Annotated in this window: 22 protein-coding genes; 17 read left to right on the forward strand and 5 right to left on the reverse strand. The window is 35.1% G+C overall.

From position 1 onward, the window contains the following. Positions 1 to 153: 153 nt before the first annotated feature. Positions 154 to 603, forward strand: coding sequence for a DUF3597 domain-containing protein (locus J3U24_RS04775; RefSeq protein ID WP_267337072.1), 450 nt, complete (start codon positions 154 to 156; stop codon positions 601 to 603). A 92-nt stretch (positions 604 to 695) separates the two neighbouring features. Here the strand turns inward: J3U24_RS04775 and pth are convergent, their stop codons facing one another. Beyond that, positions 696 to 1280, reverse strand: a complete 585-nt coding sequence (pth, locus tag J3U24_RS04780) for an aminoacyl-tRNA hydrolase (protein ID WP_065563637.1) — start codon at positions 1278 to 1280, stop codon at positions 696 to 698. A gap of 69 nt (positions 1281 to 1349) precedes the next feature. After that, positions 1350 to 2297 carry a ribose-phosphate pyrophosphokinase gene (locus tag J3U24_RS04785; protein WP_086319756.1) on the reverse strand — a complete coding sequence of 316 codons (948 nt, stop codon included), beginning with the start codon at positions 2295 to 2297 and terminating at the stop codon, positions 1350 to 1352. A gap of 260 nt (positions 2298 to 2557) precedes the next feature. Here J3U24_RS04785 and trmB point away from each other — a divergent pair, with 260 nt between their 5' ends. The 11 genes from trmB (at position 2558) to relA (ending at position 15472) form a co-directional block, all read left to right on the forward strand. Then, positions 2558 to 3259 (forward strand): tRNA (guanosine(46)-N7)-methyltransferase TrmB, encoded by a 702-nt coding sequence (gene trmB, locus J3U24_RS04790; protein ID WP_267337073.1) that lies wholly within the window; start codon positions 2558 to 2560, stop codon positions 3257 to 3259. A gap of 18 nt (positions 3260 to 3277) precedes the next feature. Next, positions 3278 to 4003 carry an oxygen-insensitive NADPH nitroreductase gene (gene nfsA, locus J3U24_RS04795; protein WP_065734698.1) on the forward strand — a complete coding sequence of 242 codons (726 nt, stop codon included), beginning with the start codon at positions 3278 to 3280 and terminating at the stop codon, positions 4001 to 4003. Continuing rightward, on the forward strand, positions 4000 to 5160 hold the full coding sequence (locus tag J3U24_RS04800; RefSeq protein WP_267337074.1) for a histidine-type phosphatase: 1161 nt from the start codon (positions 4000 to 4002) through the stop codon (positions 5158 to 5160). The genes nfsA and J3U24_RS04800 overlap by 4 nt, the downstream gene beginning before the upstream one ends. A gap of 432 nt (positions 5161 to 5592) precedes the next feature. Next, on the forward strand, positions 5593 to 6867 hold the full coding sequence (locus J3U24_RS04805) for an MFS transporter (protein ID WP_256122109.1): 1275 nt from the start codon (positions 5593 to 5595) through the stop codon (positions 6865 to 6867). Between the two features lie 36 nt (positions 6868 to 6903). Next, positions 6904 to 7920, forward strand: a complete 1017-nt coding sequence (gene galE, locus J3U24_RS04810) for a UDP-glucose 4-epimerase GalE (RefSeq protein ID WP_065563641.1) — start codon at positions 6904 to 6906, stop codon at positions 7918 to 7920. A gap of 50 nt (positions 7921 to 7970) precedes the next feature. Then, positions 7971 to 9020: a galactose-1-phosphate uridylyltransferase gene (gene galT, locus J3U24_RS04815; protein WP_065734700.1), complete on the forward strand. Its 1050-nt coding sequence runs from the start codon at positions 7971 to 7973 to the stop codon at positions 9018 to 9020. Next, positions 9021 to 10178, forward strand: coding sequence for a galactokinase (gene galK / locus J3U24_RS04820; RefSeq protein ID WP_267337075.1), 1158 nt, complete (start codon positions 9021 to 9023; stop codon positions 10176 to 10178). Continuing rightward, positions 10169 to 11164 (forward strand): galactose-1-epimerase, encoded by a 996-nt coding sequence (gene galM / locus J3U24_RS04825; protein ID WP_267337076.1) that lies wholly within the window; start codon positions 10169 to 10171, stop codon positions 11162 to 11164. Before galK ends, galM begins: the two co-directional genes overlap by 10 nt. Positions 11165 to 11378: 214 nt before the next feature. After that, positions 11379 to 11867 carry a pantetheine-phosphate adenylyltransferase gene (gene coaD / locus J3U24_RS04830; RefSeq protein WP_267337077.1) on the forward strand — a complete coding sequence of 163 codons (489 nt, stop codon included), beginning with the start codon at positions 11379 to 11381 and terminating at the stop codon, positions 11865 to 11867. Positions 11868 to 11882: 15 nt separating this feature from the next. Beyond that, a complete protein-coding gene (gene rlmD, locus J3U24_RS04835) occupies positions 11883 to 13208 on the forward strand; it encodes a 23S rRNA (uracil(1939)-C(5))-methyltransferase RlmD (protein WP_267337078.1) in 1326 nt (441 codons plus the stop codon). Between the two features lie 5 nt (positions 13209 to 13213). Beyond that, positions 13214 to 15472, forward strand: a complete 2259-nt coding sequence (gene relA / locus J3U24_RS04840; RefSeq protein WP_065563647.1) for a GTP diphosphokinase — start codon at positions 13214 to 13216, stop codon at positions 15470 to 15472. 40 nt (positions 15473 to 15512) lie between these two features. Here the strand turns inward: relA and folA are convergent, their stop codons facing one another. Next, the gene (folA, locus tag J3U24_RS04845; RefSeq protein WP_416380475.1) at positions 15513 to 16025 is read right to left on the reverse strand and encodes a type 3 dihydrofolate reductase; all 513 of its coding nucleotides are present in this window, start codon (positions 16023 to 16025) and stop codon (positions 15513 to 15515) included. Positions 16026 to 16035: 10 nt separating this feature from the next. Continuing rightward, on the reverse strand, positions 16036 to 17133 hold the full coding sequence (locus J3U24_RS04850; RefSeq protein WP_267342480.1) for an MJ1255/VC2487 family glycosyltransferase: 1098 nt from the start codon (positions 17131 to 17133) through the stop codon (positions 16036 to 16038). 205 nt (positions 17134 to 17338) lie between these two features. Between J3U24_RS04850 and J3U24_RS04855 the strand changes: the two genes are divergently transcribed. Beyond that, positions 17339 to 17707, forward strand: coding sequence for a hypothetical protein (locus J3U24_RS04855; protein ID WP_065563649.1), 369 nt, complete (start codon positions 17339 to 17341; stop codon positions 17705 to 17707). A 119-nt stretch (positions 17708 to 17826) separates the two neighbouring features. After that, positions 17827 to 19383 carry a multicopper oxidase family protein gene (locus tag J3U24_RS04860; protein WP_065734707.1) on the forward strand — a complete coding sequence of 519 codons (1557 nt, stop codon included), beginning with the start codon at positions 17827 to 17829 and terminating at the stop codon, positions 19381 to 19383. Positions 19384 to 19541: 158 nt separating this feature from the next. Here J3U24_RS04860 and J3U24_RS04865 read toward each other — a convergent pair whose 3' ends face one another. Beyond that, on the reverse strand, positions 19542 to 20297 hold the full coding sequence (locus J3U24_RS04865; protein ID WP_267337079.1) for a DeoR/GlpR family DNA-binding transcription regulator: 756 nt from the start codon (positions 20295 to 20297) through the stop codon (positions 19542 to 19544). 288 nt (positions 20298 to 20585) lie between these two features. Here J3U24_RS04865 and J3U24_RS04870 point away from each other — a divergent pair, with 288 nt between their 5' ends. From J3U24_RS04870 to J3U24_RS04880, 3 genes are read left to right on the forward strand one after another with little or no spacing between them, the layout of a single operon-like run. Beyond that, entirely contained in the window at positions 20586 to 21107 is a 522-nt protein-coding gene (locus J3U24_RS04870; protein WP_267337081.1) for an RpiB/LacA/LacB family sugar-phosphate isomerase, read from the forward strand. Between the two features lie 18 nt (positions 21108 to 21125). Further along, the gene (locus J3U24_RS04875) at positions 21126 to 22493 is read left to right on the forward strand and encodes a PTS galactitol transporter subunit IIC (protein WP_267337082.1); all 1368 of its coding nucleotides are present in this window, start codon (positions 21126 to 21128) and stop codon (positions 22491 to 22493) included. Next, complete coding sequence (locus J3U24_RS04880) at positions 22490 to 22774, forward strand: PTS sugar transporter subunit IIB (protein ID WP_267337083.1); 285 nt, start codon at positions 22490 to 22492, stop codon at positions 22772 to 22774. Before J3U24_RS04875 ends, J3U24_RS04880 begins: the two co-directional genes overlap by 4 nt.

The raw sequence follows: 22774 nt of genomic DNA on the forward strand, positions 1-22774 counted from the left end.
AGACCAAAATTGGTAGCCTAATTTTGAAAGATAAAAGCAGCAAATATCTTTTTGACAGTGTTACTTCCAAACAGGTATACTGAAAAGGATATTTTCTACATCTATATCGTTAAGCAGTTTTTTAATAAGCAGTTTAAACATAAGGGGTGTAAAATGGGTATCTTAAATAATATTTTTTCTAAAATATTTCCAAGCGCACAAGCCGCTGTAGGTCATGCAAAAGATGCAGTGAAAGAGCAAGTTGATAAAATCACTGACACCGTTAAAGGCAACACATCAAGTAACAACACAAATAGTAATACTGAACAAAATCAACAAAATACATCAGAAAATAAAAAACCAATTTCTGAAATCGATGTGATGTCAATTTTAGATAATTTAGCTAAAAAATTTCCTGAAAAACTTAACTGGAAGACATCAATTGTTGATTTATTGAAATTATTAGGTATTGATAACAGTTTAGATGCACGTAAAAAATTAGCAACTGAACTTAATTATACCGGTAGTACAGACGATACAGCAGCAATGAATACATGGTTGATTAAAGAAGTTATGAAGAAAATTGCTGAAAAAGGTGGTAACGTTACTCACTTATTTTCTTAGTCTGGAATGAATACGTGATTTGTCATCCACCTGTTAATCAGGTGGATTTTTTTTAATTTAGTTGAATACAGAAAATATTAATCTTAGCAAATTTAAGCTTTGAATGAATGCAAACGATTCATTGCACTTTCTACTCCATCTTTCAGTAAGATATCTGTGCAATATACTGATTCATCGATTGCTTTATCAATTAAATCTTGTTCTGGTTTAGATGGTTTATTTAATACATAACCAACTACTTTATTCTTATCACCAGGGTGTCCAATACCAATTCTTAACCGATAAAAATTCAAATTATTGCCAAGTTTATTTGCAATATCTTTCAATCCATTATGACCGCCATGACTACCACCAAATTTCAATTTAGCAATACCTGGATTAAGATCTAACTCATCATGAGCAACTAATATCTCATCGGGCTGAATTTGATAAAAAGAAGCCATTGCTTGAACAGCTTTACCACTTAAATTCATAAAGGTAGTTGGTACTAACAAACGGACATCATGACCATGAATATTAATCCGTGAGCTATATCCAAAAAATTTAGGATCAATTTTTAGCGGTTGGTTATAACGTTCAGCAAGAAGATCTACATACCAAGCTCCTGCATTATGGCGAGTTGCAGCATATTCGTTACCTGGATTAGCTAAACCTACAATAAGTTTAATAGTTGTCATAATAGTCTGTCGTCAATTATTAGCAAAAAAGCCCCTAGAAGGGGCATTTATCTAATTCAGAAAAAAAGATTATTGATGGAACATTGCTGAAATTGATTCTTCGTTACTAATACGTCGAATTGCTTCAGCAAGCATACCTGATAATGTAAGTTGGCGTACATTTTTCAATGCTTTCACTTCTGCTGTTAATGGAATTGTGTCACAAACTACAATTTCATCAATGGCAGAATCTTTAATGTTACTTACCGCTTTTCCTGAGAAAATAGGGTGAGTTGCATAAGCGAAAACACGTTTTGCACCACGAGCTTTCAATGCATCAGCCGCTTTACAAAGTGTTCCGGCAGTATCAATCATATCATCAACTAAAATACAATCTCTGTCGGCTACATCACCAATAATATTCATCACTTCTGCTTCATTTGCACGTTGACGACGTTTATCAATAATGGCCATGTCAGTATCATTTAAAAGTTTTGCAATTGCACGTGCACGAACAACACCACCAATATCTGGTGATACCACGATTGGGCGTTCAAAATCACGTTGTAACATATCTTCTAAAATTACAGGGCTACCAAATACGTTATCAACAGGTACATCAAAAAAGCCTTGAATTTGTTCAGCATGAAGATCAACCGTTAAAACCCTATCTACACCAACAGTTGATAAAAAGTCTGCAACAACTTTAGCTGTAATAGGCACACGGGCTGAACGCACTCGACGATCTTGTCTTGCATAACCAAAATAAGGAATAACAGCAGTAATACGACCGGCAGATGCTCGACGCATCGCATCAATCATTACTAGTAATTCCATTAAATTGTCATTTGTAGGCGCACAAGTTGATTGGATAATAAAAACATCTTCACCACGGACATTTTCATTAATTTGGACATTGACTTCACCATCACTAAAACGGCTAACAATAATATCACCAAGAGAAGTATAAAGACGATTAGCTATACGTTTTGCTAGTTCGGGTGTGGCGTTACCAGCAAAAAGCTTCATATCAGGCACGAGAAATCCTCAAGCATGTAATCATGATTACATAAAACGTAATCGGTTAAATCGGAGTGATAATTATATAATCATTTACAGATCATCCTCAACTACATTATAAAAAATTATTACAAATATTTTATATCTATCACAATAATATATAGAAATATAAGTTAAAATGATGTTTTTTGAAGTAGATTAAAAATCGGTTAAAATACTGTACCACAAAGGTGAATAATTACCTTGATAAATCATTTAATACTAACAGCAGACACACAATGAGTGAACAATTAAAAACGAATAATCAAGAGACAGAATCTAAACGAACAATACGTAGTTTTGTATTGAGACAAGGCCGCTTAACTAAAGGGCAGCAACAAGCTTTAACTCATTTATGGCCTATATATGGCATTGAATATAATGCACACTCACAAATCACTTTCGAAAATGACAAACCGCTGGTTCTAGAAATCGGTTTCGGTATGGGTGCATCATTGATTGAGATGGCAAAATTCTCGCCAGACAAAAATTTTATAGGGATTGAAGTCCATCGACCAGGCGTAGGCGCTTGCTTAATGGCAATCGAAGAAAATAAATTAACCAATTTAAAAGTAATGTGTCATGATGCAGTTGAAGTATTAGAAAATATGATAACTAATGAATCATTAGATAAAGTTCAAATTTTCTTCCCTGACCCTTGGCATAAAGCAAGGCACAATAAACGCAGAATTATTCAACCTGAATTTGTTAAATTAATTCATGAAAAATTAAAAGTTAATGGTGTATTACATTTAGCTACTGACTGGCAACATTATGCTGAGCATATGCTTGAAGTATTAAGTCAAGCTGATGGGTTTAAAAATTTATCTACAACAAATGACTATATCCCGAGACCTGATGACAGACCTATTACCAAGTTTGAAAAACGTGGGCAAAATCTAGGGCATGGTGTTTGGGATTTGCAATTTATAAAAAAATAATGGTGCCTAGGAGCCAATATGCAAAATGAAACAATCGATTTAATTTGTCAGCGCCGCTCAATTCGGTCTTACAAATCAACACCACTGACTAATGAACAGTTGGAATCAATTTTTCAAGCGGCACAATCGGCTCCGAGTTCTAATTTTCTACAATGCACCACAATTATCCGAATTACAGACAGCGATAATCGTTCAAAGCTAGCACATTATTCAGGAGAGCAAAGTTATATTAATCAAGCTCCTGAATTTTGGGTATTCTGTGCAGATTTTAATCGCCACTTTCAAATTGATTCAACTATTCCACTTGAAAAAGCTGAGCAGCTTTTAGTTGGCTGTATCGATACGGCACTTATGGCGCAAAACGCCGTTATTGCAGCACAGTCATTAGGTTTAGGGACAGTTTTCATTGGTGGATTACGCAATAATATTTCGAAAGTTACCGAATTACTAGCATTACCTAAATATGTCCTTCCTTTATTTGGGCTTTGTATCGGTCATCCTGATCAAAATCCAGAAATAAAACCAAGATTACCGAAAGAATTAGTGTTTTTTGAAAATTACTATCAACCAATAGATGATCAACTATTAGCAAAATACGATACTCAAATGAGTGAATACTATAGTCATCGACAGACAAATCAAAAAGCAAGTGGTTGGAGTGATAAAATTGCTGAAACAATTATCAAAGGGCAAAGAGATTTCATTTTAACTTATTTGCATGAACAAGGATGGATAACTAAATGAACAACACTCAATATCAGTTAGACAAAGTCGTTATACTAAGTCGCCATGGCATACGTACTCCATTAGAAAACACGATAGCGTTCTTAGAAAAATCAAGCCCTTTTAAATGGCCAATTTGGGATCATGCTTATGGTTATCTAACAACACGAGGGGCCGTTTTAGAAACGTTTTTTGGACATTATCTATCACAATGGCTAGAGCAACGAAATATTAAGCTCTCACCAGAGAATCCTGATATATATGTTTATGCAAATAGCCTTCAAAGAACAGTAGCTACGGCTCAATTCTTAGTTGGCGGTGCTTATGCTGGTTATGACATACCTGTTCATCACAAATATACCATCGAAAAAATGGATCCTATTTTTGATCCAAGTGTACAAGATGACTCCCCAGAAATTAAACAAAAAGTCTTAAAAGATATTAATGATGCAGACAAAGCAGCATCAATTTTCAAAAATTTAGCGCCGGCTTATCAAATCGTGTCGGATATATTAGATTATAAAAATTCGCAATTATATTCTGAACTTAAATGTGATTTTGCTGATATTCCTTATGAGCTTCATTTTGTGAAAAATGAAGAACCCGAATTACATGGACCATTAGCAATTGGAATCTGTGCCGTTGATGCTTTTTTATTACAGTATTACTCTGCATTTCCTAAAGAACAAATTGCTTGGGGAAGAATAACCAGCCAAGAACAATGGCAACAAATAATACAAATTCGTAACCACTATATTAACTTAGTTTTTCACTCTAAAACGATTGCACGAAGTATTAGTAAATTATTAATCAATAAGATAGATGATTTAATACACAGTCAATCTCATAAAGTCAATTTATTGGTTGGTCATGATAGTACTATTGCTGCACTGCTCGGTGCTTTGGATTTTGCTGAATATCAACTGCCTAATCAATTTGAAAATACACCAATTGGCGGAATGGTTATATTTCAACGTTACCGCCATCTACCATCAGGTGAATACTTCTTCAAAGCTGAATATGTCTACCAAAGTTTTGATCAGCTATTTACTGGTGAAGCTGTTGATATTAATAATCCACCACAACATTATCAACTTAAGTTGCTTAATGCAGAACAAAACAGTGATGGATTCTACCCATGGCAACATTTTGAAAATAGGCTAAAAGAGTTTCAATAAAATTCAGATTAGATTGCCGATATGACTTTAAGTTTCAAATCATTAGGCAATCTATAAATATCAGACACATTTAAAATTGTTATTTTAATTTCGCCTCAAAATGTAATCGATACCACAAAATAGATAATAATTTTCATAAGTATCTATTCATTGTATAAAATTTGTTACTTAAAACTTAATTAAAATACTATTAATTACTATTTCAATTAGGCACATATTGAATTTTGATATAACTTATTTGAATGTTATTTAACTAATCCAAAATAATTCAATAAAAATGTAATCGATTTCACAAAATGTTAACTAGATCACTTTTTTTGCATTTTTTTAATGTTATTATCCTGAGCAATTTATAGCTTTTAGTTTATTTCTTACATAAACGATTTCTGAATGATTAGGTAATCATTTAAAGCTTAGCAAAGGAAATTCACTATGAATCAGAAAATTAAATCTGCAATGCATAACAAAAATTATTGGGTATTTAGCCTCTACTTTTTTCTTTATTTTTTCATTATGGGAGCTTACTTTCCATTTTTCCCAGTTTGGTTAAAAATGATAGGTTTAGATCAAGCGGATACTGGATATGTTTTCTCATTTATCTCATTATTTGCACTATTCTTTCAGCCGTTATTTGGGTTGATATCCGATAAGTTAGGTTTAAGAAAACACCTTCTTTGGATTATCACCTTTCTTTTAGTTTTATTTGGACCATTCTTTATATTTATATTAGGTCCTTTACTTAAACTAAATGTTACTCTAGGGGCTACTGCAGGCGGCTTATATCTTGGTATGGTCTTTAGTGGTGGTGCTCCTGCAATTGAAGCATTGGTTGAAAAAATCAGTAGACGCAGTGGATTTGAATTTGGTCGTTGCCGTATGTTTGGTTGCTTCGGCTGGGCGATTTGTGCTTCATTTGTTGGAATCATGATTTCTAAGGATATTAATGCTGTTTTTTGGTTATGTTCTGGCTTTGCCTTAGTGTTACTTATTTTAGTCAAAATAGCCGATCCAGCTAAAACAGCAACCACAGATGTTGTCGACCAAATGGGACTAAATAAACCTGAACCATTTAATTTAAAACTTGCGGTTAATTTACTTAAAATGCCTAAAACTTGGTATTTTATGCTCTACATTATTGGTGTGGCTTGTACTTATGATGTATTTGATCAGCAATTTGCTAACTTCTTCACCTCATTTTTCTCAAGTGAACAAGTTGGTCGTGAAGCATTTGGCTACGTCACAACACTGGGTGAATTTTTAAATGCGACTGTAATGTTTTTTGCTCCAATTATTGTCATGAAAATCGGAAGTAAAAATACTTTACTCGTTGCTGGTGCAATTATGTCAATTCGTATTACAGGTTCAGCATTTGCTAGTAGCGCAGTTGAAGTTATTATTTTAAAAACCTTACATATGTTCGAAGCACCTTTATTGTTAGTTGGTGCATTTAAATATATTACAAAACATTTCCCAATTCGATTATCAGCAACGGTTTACTTAATTGCTTTTTGTTTTGCAAAACAATTATCTATAATGTTTATGTCCACCTTTGCTGGCTTAATGTATGTTAAAATTGGATTTGAAGGAGCATATTTAGTGCTTGGCTTAATTGCATTAAGTTTTACACTTATTTCTGCTTTCACCTTATCAGGACGTGGACCTTTGGATCTTTTCAAAAAGAAAAGCAACGTTGAAATTGAAGAATAGTTAAATAATAACAATTCAAAAAATTAAGGTATCAAAATGAAAATATTAGTAACAGGTGGTTGTGGGTATATAGGCAGTCACACTTGTGTTCAATTAATTCTTGCTGGCTATACTCCTATTATTATTGATAATTTATTTAATAGTAAAGCCTCAGTATTAGAAAGAATAAAAACCATCACAGGAAAATCAGTCGATTTCTATCATGGTGATGTTTGTGATGGAAATTTGCTTGCAAGAATTTTTAAAGAACACGATATTAAAGCTGTTATTCATTTTGCAGGATTGAAAGCCGTTGGTGAATCAGTATATAAACCACTTGAATACTATGAAAATAATGTTTATGGCAGTATTGTTTTAATGAAAGCAATGCGTGATGCTGGCGTTAAACAATTAGTCTTTAGTTCTTCAGCTACCGTATATGGTGAGCTAGCGCCAGTTCCTTACGTCGAAACATTACCACAAGGTTTACCAACTAGTCCGTATGGAAAAAGTAAGCTTATGGTTGAACAATGTATGATGGATTTAGCTATTGCTGAACCTGATTGGTCCTTAACTTTACTGCGATATTTCAATCCTGTAGGTGCTCATCCTAGCGGTTTAATGGGAGAAGATCCGCTTGGCGTGCCCAATAATCTGATGCCTTTCATTACCCAAGTTGCGATAGGTAAACGAGAATCACTATCTGTATTTGGTAATGATTACCCAACAGTTGATGGCACATGTGTGCGTGACTTTATTCACGTTGTGGATTTAGCAGATGGTCATATTGCAGCACTTAAAACTGATAGAAATAAAGCTGGAGTTCATATCTATAATTTAGGTTCTGGTGTAGGCTTCAGTGTACTGCAAGTGATTAAAGCCTTTGAAAAGGCATCAGGAAAATCACTTAATTGGCATTTCGCACCAAGGCGAGCCGGTGATCTACCTGCATTTTGGGCTGACGCTAAAAAAGCTGAACAACAATTAGGTTGGAAAACAAAGTTAACCCTTGATGATATGGTAAAAGATTCATGGAATTGGCAATCAAAGAATCCGCAAGGTTATCCTGATTAAAGTAATGTTTACACCAAAATCGCAGTAAAACTATAATTAAAGAGGCAAATATGGATATTTTTAACCCAGTTGATCATCCTCATCGCCGATATAACCCATTGACCGCACAATGGGTGTTAGTTTCGCCCCACAGAGCAAAACGCCCTTGGCAAGGTCAACAAGAAACCTTAAATGAAGAACAGAAACCCCATTATGATCCTAATTGTTATTTATGTCCGGGCAATAAACGTGTCACTGGCGATATAAATCCTAACTACACTGGAACGTACGTTTTCACGAATGATTTTGCTGCATTAATGGAAGATACGCCTAATTCACCCGATAGTAACGATCCTCTATTTCAAATCCAAAGTGCCAGAGGAACAAGCCGAGTTATCTGTTTTTCACCAGATCACAGTAAAACTCTACCTGAACTTGATTTACCTGCAATTGAAACAGTGATAAAAACTTGGATCACCCAACAACAAGAGCTAGGAAAAAAGTACCCTTGGGTACAAGTTTTTGAAAACAAAGGGGCAGCAATGGGCTGTTCAAACCCTCATCCGCACGGACAAGTTTGGGCTAATAGTTTTATCCCTAATGAAATAGCGCGAGAAGATCTCAATATGCGCAACTATTTTCAAAAAAATGGACGAAATTTATTAGTAGACTATGTAGAAAAAGAGTTGACCAATAAAGAACGTATTGTGGTAGAAACAGAACATTGGTTAGCCGTCGTTCCTTTTTGGGCTATTTGGCCATTTGAAACCCTACTATTGCCAAAGAAACATATTGCTAGATTAACAATGCTTAACCAATCTGAGCAAAAAGATTTGGCCTTAGCATTAAAAAAACTGACCTGTCATTATGATAATTTATTCAATTGCTCTTTCCCCTACTCTATGGGATGGCATGGTGCACCGTTTGTGGAAGGAAATACTGATTATTGGCAAGTACACGCCCATTTTTATCCTCCGCTATTACGTTCAGCTACCGTAAAAAAATTCATGGTAGGTTATGAAATGTTAGCTGAAGTGCAAAGAGATTTAACGCCAGAGCAAGCAGCCGAAAGACTGCGCAACGTTAGTGATATGCATTATAAAGATAAGAAGGATAAATAAATGAAAGCATTAATCAATAAAACCGCGCAAGCATTTGAGGATCAATTTGGTTATAAACCCGATACAATTGTACAAGCACCGGGCAGAGTAAACCTGATAGGCGAGCACACAGATTACAATGATGGTTTTGTATTACCTTGTGCCATCAATTATGAAACTGTAATTAGCTGTCACAAACGTTCTGACAACTTAGTTAGGGTAATAGCGGTTGATTATAATAATGAACAGGATCAATTTTTACTTAATCCTTCAATTGAAAAACATCCAAATTACCAATGGGCGAATTATGTCCGAGGTGTAATTCAATATATCGTAAAATATTCAGAAAATATTAGAGGTGTTGATTTAGCTATCAGTGGTAACGTGCCACAAGGTGCAGGATTAAGTTCATCCGCTTCACTTGAAGTTGCAATTGGTAAAATGTTTCAGGTGCTTTACGATTTACCTTTTGATGGCAAAAAAATAGCCTTAATCGGTCAAGAAGCAGAAAACAAATATGTTGGTTGCAACTGTGGCATAATGGATCAATTAATATCCGCGCTTGGCCAAGCACAACATGCTTTATTAATTGATTGCCGATCATTAGAAGCATTACCTATTTCTATCCCCAAAGATCTAGCAGTTGTAATCATTAATTCCAACATTAAACGTGGATTAGTTGATAGCGAATATAATACTCGTCGTAAGCAATGCGAAGCCGCAGCCAAAGCGCTAGGTGTAAATGCCCTTCGTGATGCATCATTGGTTGATTTACTACAGATCAAATCCTCACTCGATCCGCTAGTATTTAAACGTGCTCATCATGTCATTACCGAAAATGAACGTACACTTAAAGCCGCTTATGCGCTTGCTAATGAAGAGTATCCATTACTCTCAAAATTAATGGCTGAAAGCCACAATTCGATGCGCGATGATTTTGAAATCACAGTACCTGCAATAGACTACCTGGTTAAAATTATACAAGACGTTATTGGAAATGAAGGTGGTGTACGGATGACTGGTGGTGGTTTTGGTGGTTGTGTTGTTGCCTTAGTTCCTAAGAACAAAGTTGATGAGGTAAAAGATGTGGTTAGCCAAAACTATCATAAGAAATTTAATATTAAGGAAGATTTTTATATCTGTCAGCCAAGTGAAGGGGCTCATAAATTATGTCTGTAAAACAAATTATTACCCTTAAAAATAGCCAAGGCATGAAAATTAAATTGTCCAATTGGGGCGCAACTTGGCTTTCTTGTACCATGCAAGTTGAAGGAAAAAACCGAGAACTAATACTTGGTTGCCAATCATTCGAACAATACGAACAACAAGATGCATATTTAGGTGCTACTGTTGGACGATATGCCAATCGCATTGCGAATGCTGAAATAGATATAGCAGGAAAACATTATCAGCTTATTGCCAATCAAGGCGTTAATCAGTTACATGGTGGCAAATCAGGCTTTGATAAAAAAATATGGAAAATTGAATCACAATCGGAACAACAAGTTACATTTGGATTAATTTCTCCAGATGGTGACCAAGGCTTTCCTGGCGAACTTAAAGTTACCGCTAGTTATACATTAACTGACGATAATCAAGTCATCGTCGAATATAATGCGAGCACAACTAAATGTACGCCAGTTAACTTAACTAACCATGCCTATTTTAATTTAGATGGTGAAACTAATGATATACTTGCACACAGTTTAAAAGTAAATGCTAACTATTACTTACCTGTCGATGCCAATGGTATTCCATGCAATGATTTGCTTGATGTTACTCAAGATGATATGGATTTAAGACAGTTACGAGTTCTATCCGATAATTTGCTAACTAGCCCAGCACGAAAAATCACAGGCGGTTATGACCACGCTTACTTATTAGATAAATCAAAACCAGTTGCAGCTCAACTTGTATCATCAGACAAAAAAGTGACAATGGACGTAACAACGTCTTATCCTGCCCTACAAGTCTATACTGGTAACTTTTTAGCCAACACACCAAATCGTCACAATGGTAAATATGCTAATTTTGCAGGAATAGCATTAGAAGCTCAGTTTTTACCCGATAGCCCTCATCATCTAACATGGCCACAACCAAGCTGCTTCTTAGAACCGGGACAAACTTACCATCACCAAATTACCTATCAGTTTTTTATAAGCTGATAAATTTCTCTTTTTATTATTGATGAAAAATAAATAACTTCATCAATAATAAAAATTCAACAAGTTTAACCATACCTCAAATAGATTTATGATAATAAAAAAAGTTGAGGAACGGGGTTTTTGAACATAAAAAACGAAGATTTTGTACGGTTAAACTAACAATCCAAGTCAAAATTAGGTATCATATTCTCCTATTCGCTAATGGATAAGATAAATGAAAAGTAAAAATCTCACGGCTATTTTTCCGGGAACATTCGATCCAATTACTAATGGTCACATTGATCTGATTACCCGTGCATCCCAACTTTTTCCTCGTTTGATTGTCGCAATAGCGGAAAGCCCTAATAAAAAAACGCTATTTACTTTAGAAGAAAGAGTTAACTTAGCCTCAACACCAGTGGAACATTTACTGAATGTTGAAGTGATTGGCTTTGATAATCTTATGGCTGACTTTGCCCAGAAACACGGAGCAACAGTTATTGTTAGAGGTGTGAGAACAACTCATGATTTTGAATATGAAAGACAACTCGCAGAAATGAATCGAGCATTAAAACCAGATTTAGACACCATCTTTTTAATGCCTTCAATTGCAATGGGATTTATTTCATCTACCATCGTTAAAGACGTTGCTTACCATGGTGGTGATATATCCAATTTAGTACCCTTGCATGTTAAAAAAGAGTTATTGAAACGGTTAACATAATATCGATTTATTAATATGGTCAATTTTTATACTCCTCCGAAAAAAAAACTAGCCTCTCAAAAACTGACAGTTACAGTTACAAAATTAGATGCCTTTGGACAAGGGGTAGCAAATCATAAAGGTAAAACAATCTTTATTAAATCAGCCTTGCCGGACGAGACCGTCGATATTCAATTAACCGAAGATAAAAAAAATTACGCTAAAGCCAAAGTAATAAAGTACCATAATTACAGTCAATATCGGGTTAAACCACAATGTAAGTATTTTACCCAATGCGGTGGCTGTGAATTACAACATATTTCGCCAGATCTACAACAACAAGCAAAATATGAAGCACTAATTAAGCTAATACAAAAAGAAACTGGGGCTTTGTTGGAAGATAACACACCTAATATCATTGCTGATCAACCCTATCATTATCGTAGACGTGCTCGGTTATCAATTAATTTCTTCAAAGGTGAATTACTTATTGGTTTCAGACAATCCGAATCGAACAAAATTATAAATATTGACCACTGCCCAGTATTAGTTGAACAGCTAGATGATTTACTCATTCCATTACAATCTTGCTTAAGACAAATCAAACAGAAAAAAGCACTTGGTCATATTGAATTAATTGCAGTTGATAGTGGAATAATTATAGTGTTAAGGCATACTGAGCTATTGACTGAGCAAGATAGTCATTTATTAAAACAGTTTGCTGAAATTCATAACATATCACTCTATTTACATGGTTATAATCTGGTTCATGTTTTTGGCAATAAAGAACATTACTACCTTATCGATCAATTAAAACTAACCTTTAGCCCACTCGATTTTATTCAGGTAAATAACCAGATTAATCAAAAGATGGTAAATAAAGCACTTGAATGGTTAGATATATCATCAAATGACAAAATACTTGACCTATTTTGCGGCATGGGCAACTTTTCATTACCTATAGCAAAATATTGCCAATCTATTACCGGTGTTGAAGGCGTAGAGGAATTAGTCGAAAAAGCTAAACTTAATGCCAACTTAAATCAAGATAAAATTCAGGCTAAAACCCAATTTTTTACCTGTAATTTAGAAGATAAACAACAATTTTCGATATGGAATCAAACAGTATTTGACAAAGTATTATTAGATCCTGCAAGAGCAGGCGCTTATAATGCTACAGCAGAAATTGTTAAATTATCACCATCAAAAATAGTTTATATTTCATGTAATCCTGCTACATTAGCTAGGGACTGTAAACTTTTTATTGAGGAAGGATACAATATTGCAAAGATTGCTATTTTGGATATGTTTCCACAAACTAAGCATATTGAATCAATGTTGATGTTAACCAGATCAGGGTAATAATTATGGTATCAATTAGAGGCGCCCATCAACAAAATGACGAGCATTATACTCTAACACAGTTTGATGTTGAACAATGGGCTAAACATGAACTTTTATTAACCAATTTTGAATCCTATCAAAAGTTTAAGGATATCTGGGATTTTTGTTTTGAACACAGTGCTGGTGCGCCTGAACAAACCTACTGCTTCCAAAATGCAATTGAGATGGTTGAGATTTTATCAACCTTGAACATGGACATTAACAGTTTATGTACAGCCCTTTTACTGCCATTCCTTGATACTAAAATTATCCGCCGTGAAGATCTGCCTGAAAATTTCGATCGCGACATTATTCACATCCTTTCCAGTGTTATCAAAATGAAGGATATCAGGCAACTACGAGCCATCCGTAATGGACATGCAACTACTGAGCAAATTGACAGTATTCGTCGTATGTTATTGGCTATGGTAAATGATTTCCGTAGTGTGGTAATAAAATTAGCAGAGCGTATTACTTATTTACGTAATCTAATGAATGCCCCAAAAGAAGATCAAGTCCTCGCAGCTAAAGAGTGCTTTAATATCTATGCTCCTCTAGCCAATCGATTAGGAATTGGGCAATTAAAATGGGAACTTGAAGATTTTTGTTTCCGTTATTTACATCCAGATCAATATCGTTTCATTGCTCATAAGTTACATGAAAAACGATTGGATCGTGAATCATACATTAATCAATTTGTTAAGAATTTACAGGATATGATGAATAAAGATCATATTCGTGCTGAAGTTTACGGTCGTCCAAAACATATCTATAGTATATGGCGAAAAATGGAACGCAAACATCTACAATTTGAAGAATTATATGATATTCGAGCTGTGCGTATAATTTGTGACCGAATTGAAGATTGCTACAATGCATTAGGGATTGTGCATAGCCATTATAAACATATAGCTAAAGAATTTGATGACTATGTGGCTAACCCCAAACCCAATGGTTATCAATCGATCCATACGGTTGTTTATGGCCCACAAGATAAAACTATTGAAATTCAAATCCGTACTGAACAAATGCACAATGATGCTGAATTAGGTGTAGCCGCACACTGGAAATATAAAGAAGGCAGCACGGATAAAATGACGGCTTACGATCAACGAATTTCTTGGTTGCGTAAACTATTAACATGGCAACAAGAAATGTCCGAAAGTGGCGAAATTCAAGAAACCGTCCGTAGCCAAATTTTTGATGACAGGGTTTATGTATTTACGCCTAAAGGTGATGTAGTCGATTTACCAACTGGTTCAACCCCTTTAGATTTTGCATATCATATTCATAGTGATGTTGGACATCGTTGTATTGGCGCCAAAGTGGGTGGTCGTATAGTTCCGTTCACTTATATTTTGAAAACTGGCGATCAAGTTGAAATTATTACTCAGAAACAACCAAATCCAAGTCGTGACTGGTTAAATCCTAATACGGGGTTTGTTAATAGCAGTCGCGCTCGAGCAAAAATACAAGCTTGGTTCAAAAAGCAAGATAGAGATAAAAATATTGCTGCCGGACAACAAATTTTAGAAAACGAGCTAGAGCCATTAAATATTAGCTTAAAAAGTGTCGAAAAAATTCTTATTAGTAAATACAATGCCCACTCTTTTGATGAGGTACTCGCTGGGATAGGTAGTGGTGATGTTAGGATTAATCAACTAGTTAACTTCATTAACGCCCAATTTAATAAACCGACAGCAGAAGAAGAAGATGAAGCTGTTCTAAAACAAATTACCCAAAAATCAACATCTCAGGCTAAAAATACAGGAAAATCGACCGCTATAAAAGGTGGTGAAATTATTATTGAAGGTGTCGACAACTTACTTTACACCATTGCTAATTGCTGTCGACCTATTCCTGGCGATCCGATTGTTGGCTTTGTAACACAAGGACGAGGTATTTCTATTCATCGAGCTGACTGTGAACAATTGCAAGAGTTAAAAAATCATGCTCCAGAGCGCATTACTAGCGCTATATGGAGTGGCAATCACAATTCAAGTTATACAATGGTTGTTAGAATCATAGCTAACGACAGGAGTGGTTTATTGCGAGATATCACCACTATATTGGCTAACGAGAAAGTAAATGTTTTAGGTGTCTCAAGCCGAATTGAAATGAAACAACAAATTGCGACTATTGATATGGATATGCAAATTTTTGATCAAGATTCACTTGAAAGAGTATTAAACAAAATTAAACAACTTCCAGATGTAATTGAGGCAAAACGGTTTCAAGGGTAGCTATTGATTAAGTTGCCACTAATTCTAGGTGGCAACTCATTTATTTTAATTGATTCGTTTTTTCTAGAATCTCAAATTGATAATCATATTGATTTTTTTCATCAGCTTTATGTTGTTCTGAGTGAATTTGTCGCCATGCTATTTGAGAATAATCTGGAAAATAAGTATCACCTTGTAATTGAGCATCAATATGAGTTAAGTAAAGACGATTCACTAAAGGTAATACCTGACTATATATATTACCCCCACCTATAAAAAATGCCTCTTCAACCGACTGTTTATCGATCAACGATATTGCTTCATCAACCGATTGAACCCAGCTAACATCAGAGTTTATTGAAGCTTTGTTATCAGCTTGACGACTAATGACAATGTTATGGCGATTAGGCAATGGTCTACCAATAGACTCAAACGTTTTTCGCCCCATAATAACTGGCTTATTTAATGTATTTTTTTTAAACCATGCTAAATCTGCTGGCATATGCCACGGCATTTGATTATTTAACCCAATAACTTGATTATCCGCCATGGCAACAATAATACTTAATATCATATTAGTTCCTTTACACATACCCTAAGGATTTTATACGCTCATTCACATTGTCAGGGAATATAGTCTGCTGCCAAAGTCTTTGACTTAAAGATAGTAATGATTCTTTTTGACCTGAAACAATCCAATTAGCTAACTCGGTCGCCACATCTGGATAAACAACTGGTTTCGGAGAAGGCAAGCTAACCCAATATTTAAGCTTCATGCTATTTAGATTTTCCATCACAGTTGCCATATCCAAAGATTGCAAACATTGAGCATTATAAACTTGTTCAAATTGACCTGCTACTGGCTTAGTTAGAATCTTCTTCCCTAAAGATAACGCTTCAGATATTAATGCAAATCCAGTATTTGAAATAATCCCAGAACAACTAAGCAAAGCTTGCGTAAAATTATCTCGGCTTAACGGTTGTAATAATAAATTCTTACGCTCTGTAACTTGTTTTACATCGGGATGGAAACAACAAAATTGATATTGTGGAAATTGAGTAACTAATTCTGCAATTTCATTTAAATCTTCAAAAGGTAAATACACAACAATTTTACCATCTTCAGTTGGTACAGTTTCAAATGAATCAATCATTGGTGGAATTAGTTTATGACCAAAGTGAAACCAATGTAAGCCAATTGGTTTTGTAACAGGTGCATAATATTTCATAATAACATTGGCTATCATGCCGTATTCTTTTGGCTTAAGGTAATGGCAGACAGATTGGTTACTAATCCCTAAACATTCTCGATTTTGATAATGTGCAGCCCATGCACTTACTGGCTCAAAATCACTAATAATGCAATCATATTTTGATAAATCGAGATCACGAACATCTTTAATTAACCTAAAGGCGCGAATTTTTTGGATAGTTTTTCGATAATTAATTTTTCCATTAAGTGTTGCAAAAGATAGACCGCTAAATGTTCGATAATTGCCAAAGGCCTGCATATCAAAATAATCTTTAGGATCACGACCACTGAAAATGTAATCAACATCAGCACCAGCCTTTTTTAAAGCTTTCGCTAAAGTTCTACTACGACTGATGTGGCCATTTCCTGTTCCTTGAACTCCGTAAAGAATTTTCATATCGTTTTTAATCAGAATATTATTTTTATGCAAATATGATACCAGAACCATTTATATTTGGCTTATTTATTTTATGATTATAACAAATAAATGAGTAAGTGATATTTATCATTAAACGTTTGAACAGCTTTAATTCATTGGTATTAAAATCAAATTTTTATATCAAGAGTTAAAACTGTATAAATTTGCTGCTATTTTTAGTAAAATGGATTCGAGGAGATTAATTGTGTGATGAATAATGTCGCAAATCATTAACAAGAAGCAATTTTATATTTTAATTATATTGGCAATATTTTTGCTTTTTTCTTCTATTGGGCATTTTTCTCTAATTATATCTAAACCTTGTTCAGATCATCATTCACCAAATTTAATATCATCTCAGGTGAACGCAAATCTTAATTATGCAAATACAGATTTGCCGACTTCTAAATCAACAAAATCTTTTATTGGTAAATCGGTTAATCATTGTGCCACTTGCAGTACAATTATAACTAATTATATTGTTAATTTTGATTATCCGATTCATAGTGAACAATATCTACTTACTAAATTTATTCCTGAATATAAAGAATTTATTCCTGAGTTAAAGCCACCAAAATTTATCTAATTTACGCAGTTAAATATTAGTAATAAGTACTGGAAATCAATAACACAATCTCACTTTTTATAGTCTTGACGGTTGTATGCAGGTTATTGTTTAACGTAATAAATAATTATAGGAATACTATGAAACGCCGAAATTTTATAATGAATATTACCGCTGCTGTCGGTGGTTTAATTGCAACTAAAGCCATAGCCAAATTGGATAATTCACCAATGTCTGACATGGTTTGTGATGTTAAATCTGATAATTGTGATAAGGGGGACAACATGCACGATCATATGAATATGAATATGAATATGAACATGAATAACAACATGCCACAAAAACTGTTATCGACTACAGCGCTACCACACGGTAAAAACTTACCCGAGTTAACTAATTTAAAAAATACCAGCACCCAAGCTGGCGTATTTGAAGCAACGCTACATTTAAAACCGGTTAAAATAGCCTTAACACCGGAAATTACCACCGAATTTTGGGCATATAATGGCATGATTCCTGGTCCGAAAATCGAAGTATTTGAAGGCGATCATGTTAAAATAACCGTTAAAAATGATCTCTCACAGCCAACAACCGTTCATTGGCATGGTTTGCTGATTCCTTCAGATCAAGACGGCAACCCGCAAGATGCTATTCCGGCAGGTGGCAGCAGAGTTTATGAATTTACCATACCGGAAGGCACTGCCGGAACCTATTGGTATCACCCACATGGACATAATACCGTTGCAGAGCAAGTCTTTCGTGGTTTAGCCGGTACCTTTATTGTGCGCAGTAAAAATGATCCACTTGCTTCGCTACCGGAGCAACATTGGTTCTTTTCTGACTTAAAATTAACTGAAAACGGCGAAATCGCCGAAAATTCCATGACCGACTGGATGAATGGTCGGGAAGGACAATTTGTGTTGATCAATGGCGCTTACCAACCCAATATAAAAGTAGAAGGTGCAACACGAGTCAGAATCTGGAATGCGTGTTCTGGCCGATATTTAAACCTATCAATACCGGATTGTGATGTCTTTTTAGTTGCTACCGACGGCGGTTTCATTGCCGAGCCGCATCAACTCAATAAACCGTTATTACTTACTCCGGCAGAACGGGCTGAAGTGGTTATCGTTCCGAAAAAAACCGCCAGTCTTTATCTGCAAAACATCGGCTACGATCGTGGCAAAATGGGAAATGTACCGCCGGAACCAAACATCATTCTTTCACAGCTCCAGTTAACTCAAACGGCCAGTACAGTTCTACCAACGCATCTAAAACAAGTACCCACTTTAGGCGAAGCCGTCGCCAAAAAATCACTTGAATATACTGAAGTAATGGATAAAAGTGAGCCTCGAGGTGGTATGCTATTTTTAATTAATGGCAAACGGCATGATATGTCACGAATCGACTTGGAAAGTAAACTTCACGATGTTGAAGAGTGGACAATTGTTAATAACTCACATATGGATCACAATTTCCATATACATGGAGCGCAATTTATTGTGCAATCTCGTGAATTAAATGGCACTAAAACTACACCCGAGTTTGTTGCTTTGAAAGATACCACTAACTTACGCCCGCACGAAACGCTTGTTATTAAAATTCAGCAAAATATGCCGGGACTACGTATGTATCACTGTCATATTGTAGAGCATGAAACGCTGGGTATGATGGGGCAATTAATGGTTAAAGAATAAACATTCATTTTTTATTGGATGAAAAAAATTATTAATAAAAAATGAGGAAAATACTATATTTAATACAATGGAGATTGCAATTTTTACTCATGCAATCTCCTTTTTATAATTATGAATGACTTTAGAAATTTTTAATCCAGAAAAAATTAACTATCTGATTAACATAAAATCACATTAGTCTGTTTTTGTAATTCGGCTACTTTAATAACATCAGCTGCATCGTTAGTAATTAAAGCGGTTATCTCATCCCAATTACAAATTTTAAACAGGCTTTTTCGGCTAAATTTAGTATAGTCACCCAAAATATAGCGTTTATCTGCATGGGCAATAATTGCTTTATCAATACAGGCATCAGATGAAGATGGACTTGAAGGACCAGCTAAATTAGCAAAACCGTCAGTACCTAAAAAACAGACATCAACTTGAATTTCACTGATCATCGAAAGCGCCCACCCACCAAATACCGATGAGCTTTTATTACGCAGTTCACCGCCAAATAAAAACACTTGGTTATCTGAGGCAATCAAGGTATTAGCAACAGGCAAAGAATCGGTAAAAATCTTATAACCAGAACGAAAACATAAAAGCTTAGCTAGCTCTAATGTTGTACTTCCTGTGCCAATAATCATCGAACAATTATCCGGGAGCAAGCTCAAAGCTTTTTGTGCAATACTCTTTTTTAAACTGGCATTTTCTTTTTCTCGAATCTGAAATGGATGTTCAATCGCACCTTGCTTTAGTGTTGCTCCGCCATGGCATTTCACTAAAAAGCCTTTTTCTTCTAATTGCGATAGATCTTTTCGAATAGTCTCATAACTTACATCATATTTGCGTGCTAATTCACTAACATATACGGTGCCGGCTGTAATCAAATCTTCTAAAATTAATTCTCTTCTCTCATTCATTAATTGCATAGTTAGCTATCTCTAAGTGTCAAATTCCGGTCGCAATATTAACACTAATCATACTCAATTATTATCGACATTCTACAATAATGTTGCATTTATGCCTCATTAATATCGCATCATTTACTAAAAAAAGTAAATAAAAGCCATAAAACAACAAATGCAATATTGGTTTATATTGGTTTTTATTTTATTTAAAAACAATGTCTTATTAATTATGTGATCTCGATCACATTGACTTACCAACAAAAACCAATTATAAAATTGGTTATCAATTAATTAACACAAGGAAAACCAATGAAAACCAAAATTGCAATTGCTAGCGACGATCTTGGATTTGAATATAAACAAGCGCTTAAAAATTATCTCATTGAGGAAAAAAATGCCGAAGTGGTATATGACCCTGTCAAAGTCAAAGAAGATGGGATTAACACATTTGCCAAATTGGCAGATGAGATGTCGATACTTATTCAAAAAGATGTTTGCCGTCTAGGTGTATACATTTGTGGTACAGGAATTGGATTTACTTGTCAGGCAAACAAACATTGGGGAATACGGGCAACTGCTGTCACTAACCCTTATTCTGCTAAACGTGCAAGGCTTAGTAATAATGCACAAATAATTGGACTGGGATGTCGTGTTAATGGGTTGGAATATACAAAAATGATACTCGATGCTTGGTTTGATGAACCTTTTGATTTTGCCACTGCTCGTGAAAATTCGAAAAAAAACCTATTGCAAGCTGAACGCAATGACAATGCCTTATTAGTTAAACCAGCCCATATCGCTTGGAATATGGGTTTTAGAGCCGATGAATAAGCATCAAAGGAGTAACACATGGAATTAATCACACAATTTATCAACGATTTAGGTAATTTTATTTTTATCCCTATCATCTTTCTTATACTAATGGCCGCACTTGGGCGGCCTATTTCAGAATGTATATCCTCAGCCATGAAAGTGGGTATTGGCTTTATTGCTTTAAGTATGACAATAAAGTTTATGTTGGATAAAATGGCGCCCGCTGTCACCGGACTTGCTGAAAGTACCGGCTCTTCACTGAGCGCAATCGATGTTGGCGGTGCGGCAACAGCGGTAATGGGATTTGGATCGAGTATGGGACCAATAATTATTCCATTATGTGTTGCAGTCAATGTTTTATTGTTGATTTTAAAAATCACCGATTGTGTCAATGTCGATGTATTTAATCTACATCAAAATGCATCAATGGGGGCAATTGTTGGCGTCTATTCAGGCAGTTTTTTATATGGCGTACTAACAGCCGCACTATTTCATGTTTGGGCATTAATTGCCGCAGACCTTGGCGCTAAAAATAATGAAAAATTCTATAATTTACCGGAAGGTGTTTCCATTTCACACCCTGTCGCAAATACTTATCTGATATTTGCTTATCCATTCAATTGGATTTATGACCGAATACCTGGTTTTAGAAATATCAGTATCACGGCTGAAACTATCCAAAAACGCTTTGGCGTATTAGGTGATCCAACTATTGTTGGTTTTATTATTGGCGTTTTGCTTGGTTTTTGTGGTTATTCTTGGCAAAGTCCATATCATACAATCATATCCAGCCTTCAACTTGGCATGTATTTGGCAGCAGTCATGCTTCTACTACCAAGAATGACATCAATAATGATGGAAGGTTTAGTCCCTTTATCCAACGTCGCTCGCAAGAAATTAGTTAAACGATTTCCAAACCGTGATATTACCGTCGGTATGGATACCGCATTGATTGTTGGAAATCCCGCCGTTATCGCTCCTGCTTTATTACTCATTCCGGTTATTGTGATTTTAGCCGTTATTTTACCGGGAAATAAAGTGATGCCGTTAGGCGATTTATCACAATTCGTGTTCTTTATTGCCTGTATGGTGCCTGTATTTAAAGGCAATATTATCCGAACTTGGGTGACATCTATCTTCCTGTTTGGTGGTGGTTTATATATTGCATCATGGATGACGCCTGCAACTAATGAAGTATTTCAGGAATTTGGTAGCAATCCGGATGCATCAGTTATGTACACCTCATTAAATCCGTCAGCAAATCCATTCACAGGGCTATTTGCCGCAACCAGCCATATAGGCGTTCTGGGTTATGTATTAATTGGTTTAATCCTGCTCTCTGTAGGTTACCTATTAAAGAAAAAAGAGAAAAATTCAACTATCAATAGCGAGGTATCAAAATGAAAAAAGTATTAGTTGTTTGTGGAAACGGGATTGCTTCATCATCAATCATGGTGTCAATTTTACAAGACTATCTTAAAGAACAAAAGATTGATGCACAAGTCGATAAATCATCACTTATGGCATGTTCTACCGATACATTCAACAGTTACGATTTAGTGGTGTCTTCCACCAAAATCGATAATCCGGATATTACAACTAAAGTGATTGTTGGTGCCGGTTTATTAACGGGAATCGGTGAAGATGCAATCTTTGAAGCCGTAAAACAAGAACTGACAAAATAA

The organism is Gilliamella sp. B2785, from assembly GCF_026537005.1.
GTDB classification, from domain to species: Bacteria; Pseudomonadota; Gammaproteobacteria; order Enterobacterales; family Orbaceae; genus Gilliamella; species Gilliamella apicola_E.